Genomic DNA, 15,911 nt, shown 5'->3' with positions numbered 1-15,911 from the left:
CTGGCGCTGCGGCGGCAGGACGCCCGCGTTCGTCGTCGCCGCAGCCCCTCAGGCCGCCGTCCAGCCGCCGTCCATCGACAGCAATGCGCCGGTGATCTGGGCGGCGGCGTCCGAGCACAGGAACACGGCGAAGGCCGCGACCTGCTCGGGCGTCACGAACTCCTTGGTCGGCTGCGCCGCAAGCAGCACGTCGCGCTTGACCTCGTCCTCCGTCATGCCACGCGCCTTCATCGTGTCCGGGATCTGACGCTCGACGAGCGGCGTCCAGACATAGCCGGGGCAGATGGCGTTCACGGTAATCTTCTGTTGCGCCACCTCGAGAGCACAGGATTTCGTGAAGCCGGCGATGCCGTGCTTGGCCGCGACATAGGCTGACTTGTACGGCGAGGCGACGAGCGCATGCGCCGACGCCGTGTTGATGACCCGCCCCCAGCCCTTTTTCTTCATGCCCGGCAGCGCCGCCTTGGTGGCGTGGAAGGCGGCGGACAGGTTGATCGCGATGATCTGGTCCCACTTGTCGTCCGGGAACTCGTCGACCGCGGCGACGTGCTGGATGCCAGCGTTGTTGACGAGGATGTCGACTGCCCCGAAGCGTTCCGCCGCATCGCGCACCATGCGGGCGATATCGGCGGGCTTCAGCATGTCGGCGCCGTCGTAAGTCGCAACGACGCCGTGCTCCGTCTCGATCTCCGCGCGGATTCCCTCGATCTCGTCCTTGTCGCCGAGGCCGTTGATCACGACGTTCGCGCCTTGGGCAGCGAGCGCCTTTGCGATGGCGAGGCCGATGCCGCTCGTCGATCCGGTGACGAGGGCGGTCTTGGATTTCAGCATGGCTGTGACCTCAGGGCCTTTGCGCAAACGACGCGCGCTTCGTGCTAAGAGAGAGCGCAAGATGACTCACGCGCACGTCCACGGCCACCACCATCACCACGACCATGGCGAGGCGGCCTTCGCAGCTCCCGGCCATGACCACCGCGCCTGCGCGCGCGACGTGCTGGCCCGCGCCGAACGGCTCTGCGCCGAACGCGGCGCGCGCCTCACCGACATGCGCCGCCGCGTGCTTGAGGCGCTTGCCGACAGTCACGCGCCCGCCGGCGCCTATGAGGTAATCGAGCGCGTGACGCTCGAAGGCGAGCGCCCGCCCGCGCCGATCACCGTCTACCGCGCGCTCGATTTCCTGCAAGAGCAGGGCTTCGTCCACCGCATCGAGAGCCGCAACGCCTTCGTCGCCTGCAGCCGCGATCATGGAACGGCCGCGAGCGCGCCGGTGGTGTTCCTGATCTGCGAGAAATGCGGCGCAGTCGGCGAGGCCTCGACGGAGGCCTTTGGCGCGGCGCTGACGGCGCTGGCGCAGGGTTCCGGCTTCAGCCCGCGCGCGCCGGTGATCGAGATTTCCGGCGAATGCAGCCACTGCCGCGCTCGCCGCGCAGCCGGAGAGCACGATGCAGCCTGACTGCTTTGTCGTACCGGTGAGCGTCCCCGGCGCGCTGTCGGATCGGCGACGGACCCAGAGCGTGAAGGTTGGCGCCGTAACGGTCGGCGGCGGCGCGCCGGTCGCCGTGCAGTCCATGACGAACACCGACACGGCCGATATCGAGGGCACCATCGCGCAGGTCGCAGCGCTGACGCGCGCGGGCTCCGAACTGGTGCGGATCACCGTAGACCGAGCGGAGGCGGCGGCCGCCGTCCCGCATATCCGCGACGGGCTCGCGCGGCGCGGCGTCGACACGCCTCTCGTCGGCGACTTCCACTATATTGGCCATACGCTGCTCGAGCAGCATCCGGCCTGCGCCGAGGCGCTTGCGAAGTATCGCATTAACCCCGGCAATGTCGGGTTCGGCGTCAAGCGCGATCGGCACTTCTCGCAGATCATTGAGATCGCTGCCCGATACGACAAGGCGGTGCGGATCGGCGGCAATTGGGGCTCGCTCGACGCCGAAATGCTTGCCCGCCTGATGGACGAGAACGCCGCCGCCGCGCAGCCCAAGGAGGCGCGGGAGGTGACGCGCGAGGCGTTGATCCGCTCCGTGCTGCTCTCCGCCGCGCGCGCCGAGGAGCTCGGCCTCGGCCGCGACCGGATCATCCTGTCGGCCAAGGTCTCCGCGGTGCAGGATCTGATCGCCGTCTATGTAGAGCTCGCCCGCCGCTCGGACTACGCGCTCCATCTCGGCCTGACCGAGGCCGGCATGGGCTCGAAGGGCATCGTCGCCTCCTCCGCGGCGCTTGGCGTGCTGCTGCAGCAGGGGATCGGCGACACGATCCGGATTTCGCTCACCCCCGAGCCCGGCGGCGACCGCACGCTCGAGGTCAAGGTCGCGCAGGAAATTCTGCAGACCATGGGGTTCCGCACCTTCATCCCGCTTGTCGCCGCCTGCCCCGGCTGTGGACGCACGACATCGACCGTGTTCCAGGAGCTCGCCCGCGACGTCCAGAACCACATCGTCGCGCGCATGCCGGAATGGAAGGCGCTTTATCCCGGCGTCGAGACGCTGAACGTCGCGGTGATGGGCTGCATCGTGAACGGGCCGGGCGAGTCCAAGCACGCCGACATCGGCATCTCGCTGCCAGGCACGGGCGAGGTGCCGGTCGCCCCGGTTTATCTCGACGGCCAGAAGGTCGCGACGCTTCGGGGAGACAACATCGTCCCCGAGTTCAAGGCGATGGTGGAGGATTATGTCGCCCGCCGGTTCGGCGGCGGGGCGGACCGAGACGCCGCGGAGTAGCACGCGCTCAGGCGTTCTGCGTGGTTCGAGACGGCCGCTGAAGCTGCCTCCTCACCGTTGAGGTGTTGTCGGAACCTCCTCATGCTGAGGAGCGCCGAAGGCGCGTCTCGAAGCGCGCAGTCCGTCAAAGCCCGATCAGAACTTCCGCTGCACCATCATCGACTTGATCTCGGCGATGGCCTTTGCCGGGTTCAGCCCCTTCGGGCAGGCGTTCGCGCAGTTCATGATCGTGTGACAGCGATAAAGCTTGAAGGGATCCTCGAGGTCATCGAGGCGCTCGCCCGTGCGCTCGTCTCTGGAGTCGATCAGCCAGCGATAGGCCTGCAACAACGCGGCCGGGCCGAGATAGCGGTCGCCGTTCCACCAGTAGCTCGGGCACGACGTCGAGCAGCAGGCGCACAGGATGCACTCGTAGAGTCCGTCGAGCTTCTCGCGGTCTTCGCGCGACTGCTTCCACTCCGCGCCGGGCGCGCGGGTGTCGGTCTTGAGCCACGGCTCGATCGAGGCATGCTGGGCGTAGAACTGCGTAAGATCAGGGACGAGGTCCTTGATCACGGGCATGTGCGGCAGCGGGTAGATCTTCACCGTGCCGCCTGAGGCGCAGTCGTCCATGCCCTTGGTGCAGGCGAGCGTGTTGACCCCGTCGATGTTCATCGCGCAGGAGCCGCAGATCCCCTCGCGGCAGGAGCGGCGATAGGCGAGCGTCGAATCGACCTTCGACTTGATCCAGTTCAGCCCGTCGAGAACCATCGGGCCGCAGTCGTCGCGGTCGACATAAAAGGTGTCGACCCGCGGGTTCTGCCCGTCGTCCGGATTCCAGCGATAGACCTTGAACGGCGTGACGTTCCCGGCCGAGGGCTTCGGCCACGTCTTGCCTTCGGTCACGCGCGAGTTCTTGGGAAGGGTGAGCTGAACCATTTCTCGAAGCTATCCGCGCCGCCTCAATACACCCGGGCCTTGGGCTCGATGTATTGGATGTCGTTCGTCATCGTATAGGTATGCACCGGGCGGTAGTCGATCGAGACTGTCCGCGCCGCCGTGTCCGCCCAAGCAAGCGTGTGCTTCATCCATTCCTTGTCGTTGCGGTCCGGGAAGTCTTCGCGGGCGTGGGCGCCGCGGCTTTCCTGGCGGTTGACCGCGCTCTCCATCGTCACCACGGCCTGGGAGATCAAATTGTCGAACTCGATGGTCTCGATCAGGTCGGAGTTCCAGACGAGCGAGCGGTCGGCGATCCCGACGTCGTCGGTGCCTGACCAAACGTCGTGGATCAGGTCCTTGCCCTCCTCCAGCACCTCGCCGGTGCGGAACACAGCGCAATTTGACTGCATGACCTTCTGCATCTTGAGTCGAAGCTCGGCCGTCGGCGTAGCCCCGGAGGCGTGGCGCAGGCGGTCGAGGCGGGCGATCGCGACGTCGGATGCGCCCTTCGGCAGTTCGGCGTGCTTGGAGTCCGGCTCGACGGTCCGGATGCAACGGTCGGCGGTCGCGCGGCCGAACACGACGAGGTCGATCAGCGAGTTGGAGCCCAGCCGGTTCGCGCCGTGGACCGAGACGCAGGCCGCCTCCCCGATCGCCATCAGGCCTTGAACGACCGCGTCCGGGTCGCCGTTCAGCTTGGTCAGCACCTCGCCGTGAAAATTCGTGGGGATGCCGCCCATGTTGTAATGCACGGTCGGCAGCACCGGGATCGGCTCCCGCGTCACATCCACCCCTGCAAAAATCTTCGCGCTCTCCGAGATGCCCGGCAGCCGCTCGTGCAGGATCTTCGGGTCGAGATGATCGAGGTGCAGGTAGATGTGGTCGCCGTCCTTTCCGACGCCGCGGCCTTCGCGGATCTCGACCGTCATCGAGCGTGAGACGACGTCGCGCGAGGCGAGATCCTTCGCGGAGGGGGCGTAGCGCTCCATGAAGCGCTCGCCTTCGGAATTGGTGAGATAACCGCCCTCGCCACGGGCGCCTTCGGTGATGAGGCAGCCCGCGCCATAGATCCCCGTCGGGTGGAACTGCACGAACTCCATGTCCTGCAGCGGGAGGCCTGCGCGCAGAACCATGGCGTTGCCGTCGCCGGTGCAGGTATGGGCGGAGGTCGCGGAGAAATACGCCCTTCCGTAGCCGCCGGTCGCCAGAATCGTCCGCTTGGAGCGGAAGCGATGCAAAGTGCCGTCGTCCATCTTGAGGGCGACGACGCCGATGCAGGCGCCCTCCTCGTCCATCATCAGGTCGATCGCGAAATACTCGATGAAGAACTGCGCCTTGGCCTTCAGCGCCGCGCCGTAGAGCGTGTGCAGGATGGCATGGCCGGTGCGGTCGGCCGCGGCGCAGGTGCGCTGCGCGGTGCCCTTGCCGTAATGGGTGGTCATGCCGCCGAACGGGCGCTGGTAGATCTTGCCCTCCTCCGTGCGGGAGAAGGGCACGCCCCAATGCTCGAGCTCGTAGACCGCGGCCGGCGCGTTGCGCACGAGGTACTCGATCGCGTCCTGGTCGCCGAGCCAGTCGGAGCCCTTGACGGTGTCGTACATGTGGAAGCGCCAGTCGTCCTCGCCCATGTTGCCGAGCGCCGCCGAGATGCCGCCCTGCGCTGCGACGGTATGCGAGCGCGTGGGGAACACCTTGCTGATGCAGGCGGTCTTCAGGCCCGCTTCCGAACAGCCGACCACGGCGCGCAAGCCCGCGCCGCCCGCGCCGACCACCACGACGTCGAAAATGTGGTCGGTGAAGGGATAGGCCCGGCCGTTGATCGCCGGTCCCGCTCCGCTCTGACCGTTCGAGATGCCCGCCACGCGCTCAGACTCCGAAGCTGATCTTGAGAAGCGCAAAGGCGCAGGCGAGGCCGACTGCGATGCAGAAGAACGTGTTCGCCATCAGAGCCAGCATCTTCGGCACTTCGCCGTGGACATAGTCCTCGATGATCACCTGCATGCCGATCCGCATGTGCACGGCGACGGACAGGATGAGCAGCAGAAGCGGGATCGCGACCCAGGGCGCGCCGAGCAGCGCGGTCGCGGAAGCGTGGCTCGAGCCGGCGAGCGTCGCGACGATGCCGACGAAGAAGATGGTGAGCGGCAGGTTGGACACGGCGGTCATCCGCTGCGTCCAGAAGTGTTCGGTGCCGGCCTTCGCCGCGCCCATTCCCCGAACCTGGCCGAGAGGCGTCCTCATGGCTTCGTCTCCGCTCAGGCGCCGCGCAGCAGAAGGGCCGCGATCCAGACGACGATCGTCAGCGTGATCGAGCCGCCCAGCGTCAGGCGGTAGAGGAACTCGCGCTGCTGGAGCTCGAAGCCCCGCCCGGTGTCCCAGATCAGATGACGGACGCCGCCGAGAGCGTGGTGGATCAACGTCCACGTGTAGAGAAACAGGATCAACTGCCCGATGATCGAGCCGTAGACCGTCTGCGCCATGGCGAAGGCGGACGGCCCCGAGGCCGCCGAGACGAGCCAGATCGCGACCAGCGCCGTCCCGCCGTAAAGCGCAGCGCCGGTGATGCGATGGACGATCGACATCACCATCGACAGCACGGGTCGATAAATCTGGAGATGCGGCGAAAGCGGGCGCGCCCGAGGGGCGGCTTTCGGGGAGTCCATCGTGTTTGGACCTTTTCGAACTTCGCGCGGGATCAGCAACTAGCGGATGGTGCGCCGCAGCGCAACGCCGCGTAGCAGGATAGACCAAAGTCGCGTGGCGGTTTGTCGCTACGCATTCGTCCTAGCTATCAAGCGGTCGACCTCCTTCGACATCATCGGTCAGTTGAGATTCGGCGCGTCGGGGAGTTAGGCCGTGACTTGCAGCGTTCAGCCGTTTGAGACAGCTCGTCGTCGCGCGCCGCGTCTTGCCGGCGACGCTCGACGCCAGCAGATCGTGCTCGCGGCCTGCGAATTCTTCGCCGATCACGGCTTCAGCGGACCGACGCGCGACCTCGCGGCGTCGATCGGCGTCACGCAGGCGCTGCTCTACCGGTACTTCGACAGCAAGACCGCCCTGATCGACGCTGTCTTCACCGAGGTGCTGCGCAGCTACTGGGCCGGCGACGCGCTCGAGATGTTCCGCGCCTCGGCCGGTCAGCCGATGGTCAACCGCATCGCCGACGTCTACGGCCGCCTGCTGCCGGAGCTGACGGGTATCGCCACTCGCCTGTTCTATCGCGCGGGTCTCGACCAACATGCTGGCCCGGTGCATCGCGGCGCGAGCCGCAACTGGCCGCTCTGGACGGAGATGCTCGAGGAGTGGCGCAGCGAGGAGGGCCTGCTGAGCCTCTCGATCAAGCCGATGCTTGAGGGAGAGCGCTCGCTGCTGCTCGCCATGCACAATGCGATGTTCACGATCCGCGTCCGCGAGCACGTGCTGCGCGTCGCCCGCACCCTCAGTGACGCCGACGACATCCGCCAGGTCGCCGAGGTCTACGACGCCGGCGCCCGCGCGGTCATGAAGAAGCTTCATCGCGTGGACGCCAGCGGTCCGCGCGCCGAATTCGCCGAACCGGCCAAAGACATCGCCGCCTGAGCAGGTCGCACGCGGAGCGCTCATCGCGGCAGCAGCAGCCAGAGGTCTAGGTCGAGCACCACGTTCGGGTGGTCCTTGCCGTCCTCGAGCTTTCGGGGAAAATCGGTCGGGGCGCAGTCCTTCAGCCCCGTGATGCGCACCCGCAGCGCGCCGACGTCGTCACGGCCCGGCAGCGGCTGCTTGTCGACGATCTCGGACCAGGCATAGAGCGTGTCCCCCGCGAAGATCGGCGCGACATGGCGGCCGCCATTGATTCCCGCGATGTGGAAGGCGTTCTCCAGTCCGTTGAAGGTCAGCCCGCGCGCGAGGCTGATGACGTGGCCGCCATAGACCAGCCTCCGGCCGATCTTGCTCGACTTCTGGGCGTATCCGTCGAAGTGGACGCGCGCTGTGTTCTGCCAGAGCCTGGTCGCAAGCTGGTGCTCGGCCTCCTCGACCGTCATGCCGTCGACATGGTCGATCTTCTCGCCGATCTCGTAGTCGTCGAAACGCCGGACGCTGCCGGACAGCGCGTCGTCCCAGGCGCTGCGATCGATGATCGGGCAGGCCGAACCTAGATCGGCCGGGTCGACCGCCTCGGGAAGAGCCGGCACGACGGTCTCCGGCATCGGGCGGCCGCCTTGAACCTTGACGAGCACCCAGCGGACGTAATCAAGGGCGAGCTCGCCATTGTCGAGCCAGCCGCGGGTGCGCACCCACACCACGCCGGCGTCGCCCTTCGAGGTCGGCCGCACGCCGATGACTTCGGAGGTCGAGGACAGCGTATCGCCGGGATAGACCGCCTTGAGGAAGCGGCCGGAGGCGTAGCCGAGATTGGCGAAGGCGTTCAGGGACACGTCGGGGACGGTCTTGCCGAACACCACGTGGAAGGTGACGAGGTCGTCGACCGGACCTCTCGGATAACCCAGAGCCCGCGCGAAGGCGGCTGAGGACTGGACCACGAAACGGCCGCCATAGAGCGCCTGATAAAGGGCGATGTCGCCCTCGGTCACCGTTCGCGGCGTGGCGTGCCTGATCACGTCGCCGACCACGAAGTCCTCGAAGAAGCGTCCCGCGCCCGCCATTCACGCATGCTCCGGCCTGTTGTGCGGCGCAGTATTTCGCACGCGCGGAGGCCTTCGACGACCACGACGTTCGTCGCCGGGGAGGCGCGCGCAGGGCCTTTCCGATTGGTGAAGAGGTTCGGTCGTTTTCGCCCGCGCCGCTTCACCCGCCTTCAAGCCGGCCGTGTCATTGCTTTTGATGACGGCCGATCTCCGCGAGGGGGGGCCGCGATGGCATCGAGGATCTTCCCATGGCGTTTGGCGACACGCTCGGACTGCTCAAGGACGCGACTGACCGCGAGATCGTGGCTGAAAGCGCCCGCCGCGCTCTGGCCTACGAGCGGGCCGGTCGTTTCCGCGACGCCTGGCGCGCCTGGGAAGACCTGCGCACGACCTATCCCGGCCGCTCCGACTGGAACGCGCCGCTCGCCGCGAGCTATCTCCGCTTCGCCTTCGCGTGGACTGCGGACGGCTCCGAGGGCTCGCTCCGCGAGGCGGAGGAGGCGCTGCTGCGCGGCGTCGCCATATTGACGATCGACGTCGCCCGTCGGCGCGACGACGTCACCGGCCTGCTGCTGATCGCCCGCGCCTGCGAGCAGCGCTGCATCCTGCGCGCCTTCGGCGAGGGCTGGACGAAGGCCGCGCGCGACGCGCTCGAAGCCGGGATCGCGCCGCCGGTCGTCGGCGACGCGCGCCAGGTCGAGGCCGCAGGCGCCGCGGCCGCCTCAGCGCTCGATCTCGTGGTCACAGCCGCGCCCTCGCTCGCGCCGCTCGCAGGCGACCTCGCGCAGAGCTGCCTGCGCCTCGCCACCACCCTTCAGGCGGTCGGCGCAGAAGTCGAGGCGCATGATCTTTTGATGCGGGTCGAGGCGATGCTGCGCGGCCCCGAGCCGGCGGAGTTCTACGAACCTGCTCCGCGTGCTGTTCTGTTCGCAATCGAAGGCGGCGCGGCGGAAGGTGAAACGACGCCCCCGCGCCGGCCTCAGCTGTCGATCGTCACCAGTCAGACAGCGTGACATCGTCGGCCCACTCGACGCCGGGCACGTCCTTCTGGATCGGCTGCCCGCAGATCACGGTGTTCTTGACCGGATCATAGGTCAGCGAGGCCGGACCCGCGAGGGTCCAGCCCTTGTTCAGCGCGGCCGACACGCGCTTGCAGAACGCGTTGTCGTCGGGCCCGGTGAGGAAGCGATAGAGCTTCATCGCCTTACGCGGCCTTCTTGAGCATTCCGCGGTTGGCGAGGCACTCAGCGATCTGGACCGCGTTCAGCGCGGCGCCCTTGCGCAGATTGTCGGAGACGATCCACATCGCGAGGCCGCTGTCGACGGTCGGGTCCTCCCGGATGCGGGACACGAAGGTCGCGAAATCGCCGACGCACTCGACGGGCGTCACGTAGCCGCCGGGCTCGCGCTTGTCGACGACCAGGATGCCCGGGGCCTCACGCAGAATGTCGCGCGCCTCATCCGCCGAAAGCGGCTTTTCGAACTCGATGTTCACCGCCTCCGAATGGCCGACGAACACCGGCACGCGCACCGCGGTCGCCGTCAGCTTGATCTTCGGGTCGAGGATCTTCTTGGTCTCCGCGACCAGCTTCCACTCCTCCTTGGTGTAACCGTCCTCCATGAAGACGTCGATGTGAGGAATGACGTTGAACGCGATCTGCTTCGGGAACTTGCGGTTCTCGTCGCCTTCGGGCGCCTGGTTGACGTAGATGCCCTTGGTCTGGTTCCAAAGCTCGTCCATCGCGTCCTTGCCCGCGCCGGACACTGACTGATAGGTCGACACGACGACGCGCTTGATCTTGGCGGCGTCATGCAGCGGCTTCAGCGCGACGACGAGTTGGGCGGTCGAGCAGTTCGGGTTCGCGATGATGCCCTTCTTCGTGTAGCCGGCGACCGCGTCCGCGTTCACCTCAGGCACGACGAGCGGCACGTCGGGGTCCATCCGCCAGACCGACGAGTTGTCGATCACGATCGCGCCTTGAGCCGCGATCTTCGGCGACCACTCCTTGGACACGGCGCCGCCGGCTGACATCAGACAGATGTCGGTTTTCGAGAAGTCGAACGTCTCGAGCGTCTGGCACTTCAGCACGCGGTCGCCGAACGAGACCTCAGTCCCCTGGCTGCGGCGCGAGGCGAGCGCCACGATTTCGTCGACCGGGAACTCCCGCTCTTCGAGAATGCTCAGCATCTCGCGGCCCACGTTGCCCGTGGCGCCGACGACGGCGATCCGATAGCCCATGTTCAGCTCCATCGGCAGGCCGTGGCCTGCCGTCTACTTGTCGTCAGCGGCTTCGCGCCGCGGCGTTCCAATGACCCCAAACGCACGAAAATTCAACGGCTGACGCGAGAGAGCCGCCATGCAACCGTTTTGCTGCGCCTGCGTTCTCGAAATATGGCGATCAGGCGCCCGGAGGCCAATTCCCGATGACCACGTCCGTCCCGCGTTCTTTCGTTTTCGCCGCGGCGGTCGCCGCGCTTCCGCTACTCGCCGTTCAGGCCTCCGCCGAACCCTACAATGTCTCGGGTCGGAATGACGGCGTGACGGTGACGATTACCAAGCAGTCCAACTATCTGAACACACGGACGACGCCGCGGCCTCTGAGCCAGGCGAGCTACCGCACCTCCGCGGTGTATCAACCGTTCTATCAGCAGACGAACTCGATCAGCTTTTATCGCGGAGCCCTGCCGCGGCCGTTCGACATTCCTGGCTTCTGACAGCCCAAGCGCGCTCAGGCAGATTCTCTCAAACAACCTCGCCGCCACGCGTGAGAGGCGTGGCGGCGACCGTACTCGGTTTACGCGGAAACCAGCGTCTCGAACTTCTTGAGCACCGCGCTTCCCATTTCAGACGTGCCGACTTTGCTCATCCCGTCTGTCCAGATGTCCCCAGTGCGGTAGCCATCGTCCAGCGTTCGGGCGATCGCCTTGTCGAGCAAGTCCGCGAGCTCGGGCTTTCCAAGCGAGTACTTCAGCGCCATCGCGAGGCTTGCGATCATCGCGATCGGGTTCGCGAGACCCTTGCCGGCGATGTCGGGCGCCGAGCCATGCACCGGCTCGTACAGCGCCTTGCGTTTGCCGGTCGTCTTGTCTTCGGCGCCGAGCGAGGCCGACGGAAGCATGCCGAGCGACCCCGTCAGCATCGACGCGACGTCGGACAGGATGTCGCCGAACAGATTGTCGGTGACGATGACGTCGAACTGCTTCGGCGCGCGCACCAGCTGCATGCCGAGCGCGTCGGCCAGCATGTGGTCGAGCTTGACGTCCTCGTAGCCCTGGCCGTGCGTCCTGGTGACGACCTGGTTCCAAAGCAGGCCGGACTTCATGACGTTGCGCTTCTCGGCCGAGGTCACGCGGCCGCTGCGGACGCGGGCAAGCTCGAACGCGACCTTGGCGATGCGCTCGATCTCGTAGGTCTCGTAGACCTGCGTATCAACGGCGCGCTGCTGGCCGTTGCCGAGATCGGTGATCTCCTTAGGCGACCCGAAATAGACGCCGCCGGTAAGCTCGCGGACGATGACGATGTCGAGCCCGTCGACCAGCTCGCGCTTGAGCGCCGAGGCGTCGGCGAGCGCGGGATAGCAGATCGCGGGGCGGAGATTGGCGAACAGCTCGAGCTCCTTGCGGAGTCTGAGCAGACCGGCCTCGGGCCGCTGGTCGTATTCGACGCCGTCCCACTTCGGCCCGCCGACCGCGCCGAACAGAATGCAGTCCGCAGCCTTCGCCTTCGCCATCGCCGCATCGGTGATCGCGACGCCATGCGCGTCATACGCCGCGCCGCCGACGAGATCCTCGTCGATCTCGAAGGACAGAATGCCCTTCTGCTCGATGAAGGCGACGATGCGCCGGACCTCCGCCAGCACCTCGACCCCGATGCCGTCGCCCGGCAGCAGAAGGAGTTTTTGGGCGGCCATGGCGGTTCCTCGGGCTATCGTTTTCGCGGGGGTGTTTAGGCGCGGCTGAAGGGGATTGGCAAGGGAGACGGCCAAGCGTGCTTAGAAACACCGGCTCGCGTCCCGGCCTTGAGCCGGTCGAGTTCCCGGCGCTCCTCACGCCACGCTCGGAGCGTCACTCGAACCGGCCGCCCCGCTGCAACACCTCGATCTTGTAGCCGTCGGGGTCGGCAATAAAGAAGAACCGTCCGAAGGGCTTGCCGTCGCGGTCCATCTGCTTGAGCGCGCCGGGATTAAGCCCGGCCGCCTCGATCCGCGCATGCTCCGCGTCGAGATCGTCGACGGAGATCGCAAGATGTCCGTAGCCGTCGCCGAGCTCATACGGCTTGTCTCGGTCGCCGTTGACGGTCAGCTCCAGCTCGAACCCGCTCTCGGCGTCGCGAAGATAGATCAACGTAAAGCCGTCGAACGGGTAACGATCGGCGACGGTGAGCCCGAAAGCCCGCTCGTAGAAAGCGACCGAGCGCGCCTCGTCGGTCACGCGGATCATCGAATGGATCATCTTCGCCATGGTGTTTTTCCTTTTTTGTTGGCCACCGAGGAGAGCGTGGCTCGCTAAAGCACTTCGCCGTCACGCCCATCCCTGGGCGTCCACGACTTTGTCGTAAGGCGCGCCGCGCGAAAGGGGGCGTGGACGCCTGACGACGAGGTCCGGGCGCTTGGAGCGGAAGGCGATCGCCTGGGCCTTTTACGGCTCCAGCTCGCTGTCCCAGTAGAGATAGTCCAGCCAGCTGTCGTGGAGGTAGTTCGGGGGGAAGGCGCGGCCGTTGCGGTGGAGGTCGTGCACCGAGGGTTGGAACGGCGGCTGGGCGGGCCACATCCCGCAATCGGCCGGCATATGGCCGCCCTTCCGGAGGTTGCAGGGCGAGCAGGCCGCGACGACGTTCTCCCACGTCGTCTGCCCGCCGCGCGAGCGCGGGGTGACGTGGTCGAAGGTGAGTTCTTCGCGCGTGCCGCAATATTGGCAGGAGAAGCGGTCGCGCAGGAACACGTTGAACCGCGTGAAGGCCGGGTTGCGCGACGGCTTCACATAGGTCTTCAGGCACACGACCGAGGGCAGCCGCATCTCGAAGGTCGGGCTGCGGACCTGGCGGTCGTAATGCGAGATCACGTTTACGCGGTCGAGAAAGATCGCCTTGATGGCGTCCTGCCAGGACCACAGCGACAACGGATAGTAGCTGAGCGGACGATAGTCCGCGTTAAGCACCAGTGTTGGGCACGCATCAGGCGAGACGGCCACCGTCACCACGCACTCCCGACAAGCGCGCGAGGCGGCTCAAGGCCCGCGCTCCTGCTGCATAGTCTATAACCCCTGCGTCATCCTTGTGAAGCCGTCCGAAGGGTCATCTTCTTCGGTTTCAGGTTGCTCGCGAGAAACGCCGCGCCTTGCCGGAGGCCTTCGCCGTCGATGCCGTGGCCGAGTCCGGCCGCAAGGTGCCATTCGACCGGGATCTCCGCCGCGCCCAGCGCATCGGTCGCGGCGAACAGAGCGTCGACAGGGATGACGTCGTCGCGGTCGCCATGGACCAGCAGGATCGGCGGCTTGCCGGTGGCCTCGGAAAGCGTCTCGGGCGAGACCAGCATGCCGGAATAGCCGAGGATCGCGGCCGGCGGGGTCTTGCGGCGCAAGCCCGCATGCAGCGCCATCATCGTGCCCTGGCTAAAGCCGACGAGGGCAAGCCTGTCGGAGCCAAGGCCATTCTTCGCGAGTTCGGCGTCGAGGAAGGCGTCGAGGCCTGGTCGGGCGGCGAGCACGCCGCGGCGACGCTCGTCGGGATCGCGGAACGTCAGCGGAAACCACTGCCGCCCTTGCGGCGAAGCCATGCAGCGCTCCGGCGCATGGGGCGCGACGAAGGCGGCGTCCGGCATCAGCCGCCGCCACTCGCGGGCGATCGCGATCAGGTCGTTCCCGTCCGCGCCATAGCCGTGCAGGAACACGACGAGCGAAGTCGCCTTGCCTGAGGCGGCGGGAAGCCTTGGTCCATCGATCGCAGGGGTCACGTCGTCTCCTCCTCGGGCGCGGGTTCGGCCGGCGCGGGCGCGCCGTCCCGGCCGCCGCGCTTGCGCAGGTAATAGGCCCAGAGCAGTTGCGCCGCCACTCCGCGCAAGGGTCGCCAAGCTTCCGCCATGCGCTCGGCTTCTCTCCTGTCCGGACGCCGATCAAGCGCGAAGACCTCCTTCAGCGCCGTCTGCACGGCCACGTCGCCGCCGGGGAAAGCGTCGGCCCTTCCATGCGCGAATAACAGGAAGATATCCGCCGTCCAGGGACCGATTCCGGGGATAGAAACCAACCGCGCCCGCGCGTCCTCCTCCTCGAGCGTGGCCAATCCCGCGATGTCGAGACCGCCATCGATAGCGTGGCAGAGCGCGCGGACAGTCTTGAGCTTTCCGCGCGAGACCCCCGCCGAGCGAAAAACCTCGTCCGGCGCAGCCGAAAGCGCCGCATGGTCTAAGACCCCGAGCGCGGTTTCGACGCGGCCGTGGATGGCCCGGGCCGCCGTGACGGAGATGAGCTGCGAGTTTACGATCCAGACGAGCCCCGCAAGATCGGGCGAGAGCGTCCTCAGTGGCGGCTCGGGGGCGTCGGCGCGCAGCTTCGCCATGCGAGGGTCGAGCGCGCACAGCGCGTCGAGCGCCTGGTCGAGCTGCTCTTTGGTAAGAATGCGCAGATGCGTCACGGGGCGAAATTAAGAGCCCCCGCCCCATGCGCCAAGCGCTCCATCGGATAGGACGTACTGTGCGCTTCCCTATGCAGTCCCGATGATCCCAATCTTCCGCTTCGCCCCCTCCCCCACCGGTCTGCTCCATCTCGGGCATGCGCTCTCGGCGACGTGCGTGTGGCGGGCGGCGGATGAGGCGGGCGGGCGCGTGCTCCTCAGGATCGAAGACATCGATCCCGTTCGCGCCAAACCCGAATTCACCGCCGCGATCGAGGAGGATCTGGCGTGGCTCGGCTTCCGCTGGGAAGGCGAGGCGGTCCGTCAGTCCGCGCGGATGAGCCTCTACCGGGCCGCGCTCGACCGGCTGACTGCGATGGACCTGACCTATAAGTGCAGTCTCACCCGGTCGGAACACGCCGCCGGGGTCGCGAAGGCCGAAGCGCGCGACGGCAAGCGTGGCCGCGCGATCCCGACGGCGCGCCGCGCCTGCCGCTCGAAATCGTCGGCGTCATGGGTGGTCCGGCGGCAACGCGGCTGCGCATGGCGGAGGCGGTAAAGCTCATAGGCCCGCTCACGTGGCACGAGCTCGGCGAGGGTCCGACCGGCGAGACCGGCCGCCTCCCTGCGGCGCCCGAGATTTGGGGCGATGTCGTGCTCGCTCGCAAGGACGTGGCCACAAGCTATCACCTTTCCGTGGTCGTCGACGACGCAGCGCAGGGCGTGACGGAAATCGTCCGTGGACAGGACCTGTTCCACGCGACGGCCGTGCACCGCCTGTTGCAGCAGCTGCTCGGGCTTCCGGAGCCGCGCTACCGGCACCACCGGCTGATCCTGGCGGAGGACGGCATGAAGCTCGCGAAGACCCGCGGCTCGCCCTCACTGAGGTCGCTCCGCCAGCGTGGATGGACTCCGGCCGACGTATTCCGGACGTTAGAACCCTTTCTTCCCACCCCGAACGCCGTAAAACCCACGGCCAATACAGTATAAGAACGCGGCGGCCGCCGTCGGCTCTCAGCCGATCGAAGGCCGCCAGGG

The 15,911-nt window shown here is 66.9% G+C and carries 18 protein-coding genes and 1 pseudogene; 6 read left to right on the top strand and 13 right to left on the bottom strand.

All coding sequences use genetic code 11. The annotated features are described in order from the left end of the window. Positions 1 to 48 precede the first annotated feature (48 nt). Positions 49 to 831 carry a 3-hydroxybutyrate dehydrogenase gene (locus EYR15_RS08555; protein ID WP_131003015.1) on the bottom strand — a complete coding sequence of 261 codons (783 nt, stop codon included), beginning with the start codon at positions 829 to 831 and terminating at the stop codon, positions 49 to 51. A 61-nt stretch (positions 832 to 892) separates the two neighbouring features. Here EYR15_RS08555 and EYR15_RS08550 point away from each other — a divergent pair, with 61 nt between their 5' ends. Both EYR15_RS08550 and ispG read left to right on the top strand, forming a co-directional pair. Then, positions 893 to 1,453 (top strand): transcriptional repressor, encoded by a 561-nt coding sequence (locus EYR15_RS08550; RefSeq protein ID WP_131003013.1) that lies wholly within the window; start codon positions 893 to 895, stop codon positions 1,451 to 1,453. Next, positions 1,443 to 2,723, top strand: a complete 1,281-nt coding sequence (gene ispG, locus EYR15_RS08545; RefSeq protein WP_131003011.1) for a flavodoxin-dependent (E)-4-hydroxy-3-methylbut-2-enyl-diphosphate synthase — start codon at positions 1,443 to 1,445, stop codon at positions 2,721 to 2,723. Before EYR15_RS08550 ends, ispG begins: the two co-directional genes overlap by 11 nt. A 135-nt stretch (positions 2,724 to 2,858) precedes the next feature. Here the strand turns inward: ispG and EYR15_RS08540 are convergent, their stop codons facing one another. Genes EYR15_RS08540 through sdhC form a run of 4 tightly spaced genes read right to left on the bottom strand, consistent with a single transcriptional unit; the run spans position 2,859 to position 6,304 of the window. Further along, positions 2,859 to 3,641, bottom strand: coding sequence for a succinate dehydrogenase iron-sulfur subunit (locus EYR15_RS08540; RefSeq protein ID WP_131003009.1), 783 nt, complete (start codon positions 3,639 to 3,641; stop codon positions 2,859 to 2,861). A gap of 23 nt (positions 3,642 to 3,664) precedes the next feature. Continuing rightward, positions 3,665 to 5,503 carry a succinate dehydrogenase flavoprotein subunit gene (sdhA, locus tag EYR15_RS08535; protein WP_382238496.1) on the bottom strand — a complete coding sequence of 613 codons (1,839 nt, stop codon included), beginning with the start codon at positions 5,501 to 5,503 and terminating at the stop codon, positions 3,665 to 3,667. Between the two features lie 4 nt (positions 5,504 to 5,507). Then, positions 5,508 to 5,882 carry a succinate dehydrogenase, hydrophobic membrane anchor protein gene (gene sdhD / locus EYR15_RS08530; RefSeq protein ID WP_131003007.1) on the bottom strand — a complete coding sequence of 125 codons (375 nt, stop codon included), beginning with the start codon at positions 5,880 to 5,882 and terminating at the stop codon, positions 5,508 to 5,510. Positions 5,883 to 5,896: 14 nt separating this feature from the next. Continuing rightward, positions 5,897 to 6,304 carry a succinate dehydrogenase, cytochrome b556 subunit gene (gene sdhC, locus EYR15_RS08525; protein WP_131003005.1) on the bottom strand — a complete coding sequence of 136 codons (408 nt, stop codon included), beginning with the start codon at positions 6,302 to 6,304 and terminating at the stop codon, positions 5,897 to 5,899. A gap of 193 nt (positions 6,305 to 6,497) precedes the next feature. Here sdhC and EYR15_RS08520 point away from each other — a divergent pair, with 193 nt between their 5' ends. Further along, positions 6,498 to 7,220: a TetR/AcrR family transcriptional regulator gene (locus EYR15_RS08520; RefSeq protein WP_131003003.1), complete on the top strand. Its 723-nt coding sequence runs from the start codon at positions 6,498 to 6,500 to the stop codon at positions 7,218 to 7,220. Positions 7,221 to 7,240: 20 nt separating this feature from the next. Here EYR15_RS08520 and EYR15_RS08515 read toward each other — a convergent pair whose 3' ends face one another. Further along, positions 7,241 to 8,284: a MaoC family dehydratase gene (locus EYR15_RS08515; protein ID WP_131003001.1), complete on the bottom strand. Its 1,044-nt coding sequence runs from the start codon at positions 8,282 to 8,284 to the stop codon at positions 7,241 to 7,243. Positions 8,285 to 8,514: 230 nt separating this feature from the next. On the opposite strand from EYR15_RS08515, the gene EYR15_RS08510 reads away from it, so the two are divergent. Continuing rightward, positions 8,515 to 9,279, top strand: coding sequence for a hypothetical protein (locus EYR15_RS08510; protein WP_131002999.1), 765 nt, complete (start codon positions 8,515 to 8,517; stop codon positions 9,277 to 9,279). On the opposite strand, the gene EYR15_RS08505 is transcribed toward EYR15_RS08510, so the two are convergent. Next, positions 9,260 to 9,466 (bottom strand): DUF1737 domain-containing protein, encoded by a 207-nt coding sequence (locus tag EYR15_RS08505; protein WP_131002997.1) that lies wholly within the window; start codon positions 9,464 to 9,466, stop codon positions 9,260 to 9,262. The genes EYR15_RS08510 and EYR15_RS08505 overlap by 20 nt on opposite strands. Positions 9,467 to 9,470: 4 nt before the next feature. Then, the gene (locus EYR15_RS08500; protein WP_131002995.1) at positions 9,471 to 10,505 is read right to left on the bottom strand and encodes an aspartate-semialdehyde dehydrogenase; all 1,035 of its coding nucleotides are present in this window, start codon (positions 10,503 to 10,505) and stop codon (positions 9,471 to 9,473) included. A 185-nt stretch (positions 10,506 to 10,690) separates the two neighbouring features. On the opposite strand from EYR15_RS08500, the gene EYR15_RS08495 reads away from it, so the two are divergent. Further along, positions 10,691 to 10,981, top strand: a complete 291-nt coding sequence (locus tag EYR15_RS08495) for a hypothetical protein (RefSeq protein ID WP_131002994.1) — start codon at positions 10,691 to 10,693, stop codon at positions 10,979 to 10,981. A gap of 80 nt (positions 10,982 to 11,061) precedes the next feature. Here the strand turns inward: EYR15_RS08495 and leuB are convergent, their stop codons facing one another. From leuB to EYR15_RS08470, 5 genes are all read right to left on the bottom strand, one after another. Next, positions 11,062 to 12,177, bottom strand: a complete 1,116-nt coding sequence (leuB, locus tag EYR15_RS08490; RefSeq protein ID WP_131002992.1) for a 3-isopropylmalate dehydrogenase — start codon at positions 12,175 to 12,177, stop codon at positions 11,062 to 11,064. A 154-nt stretch (positions 12,178 to 12,331) separates the two neighbouring features. Beyond that, positions 12,332 to 12,727 carry a VOC family protein gene (locus EYR15_RS08485; RefSeq protein ID WP_131002990.1) on the bottom strand — a complete coding sequence of 132 codons (396 nt, stop codon included), beginning with the start codon at positions 12,725 to 12,727 and terminating at the stop codon, positions 12,332 to 12,334. Positions 12,728 to 12,904: 177 nt separating this feature from the next. Continuing rightward, positions 12,905 to 13,462 (bottom strand): HNH endonuclease, encoded by a 558-nt coding sequence (locus EYR15_RS08480; RefSeq protein WP_131002988.1) that lies wholly within the window; start codon positions 13,460 to 13,462, stop codon positions 12,905 to 12,907. 71 nt (positions 13,463 to 13,533) lie between these two features. Beyond that, positions 13,534 to 14,217 carry an alpha/beta hydrolase gene (locus EYR15_RS08475; protein WP_131002986.1) on the bottom strand — a complete coding sequence of 228 codons (684 nt, stop codon included), beginning with the start codon at positions 14,215 to 14,217 and terminating at the stop codon, positions 13,534 to 13,536. Then, positions 14,214 to 14,894 (bottom strand): DNA-3-methyladenine glycosylase family protein, encoded by a 681-nt coding sequence (locus EYR15_RS08470; RefSeq protein ID WP_131002984.1) that lies wholly within the window; start codon positions 14,892 to 14,894, stop codon positions 14,214 to 14,216. The genes EYR15_RS08475 and EYR15_RS08470 overlap by 4 nt, the downstream gene beginning before the upstream one ends. Positions 14,895 to 14,976: 82 nt before the next feature. Here EYR15_RS08470 and gluQRS point away from each other — a divergent pair. Continuing rightward, positions 14,977 to 15,863: pseudogene (gene gluQRS / locus EYR15_RS08465) on the top strand (tRNA glutamyl-Q(34) synthetase GluQRS). Positions 15,864 to 15,911: the final 48 nt, after the last annotated feature.

This window comes from Hansschlegelia quercus (genome assembly GCF_004310425.1).
Classification (GTDB): domain Bacteria; phylum Pseudomonadota; class Alphaproteobacteria; order Rhizobiales; family Methylopilaceae; genus Methylopila; species Methylopila quercus.
The sequence above is the reverse complement of the archived record's forward strand: the minus strand, read 5'-3'. Positions and strand labels throughout refer to the sequence as shown.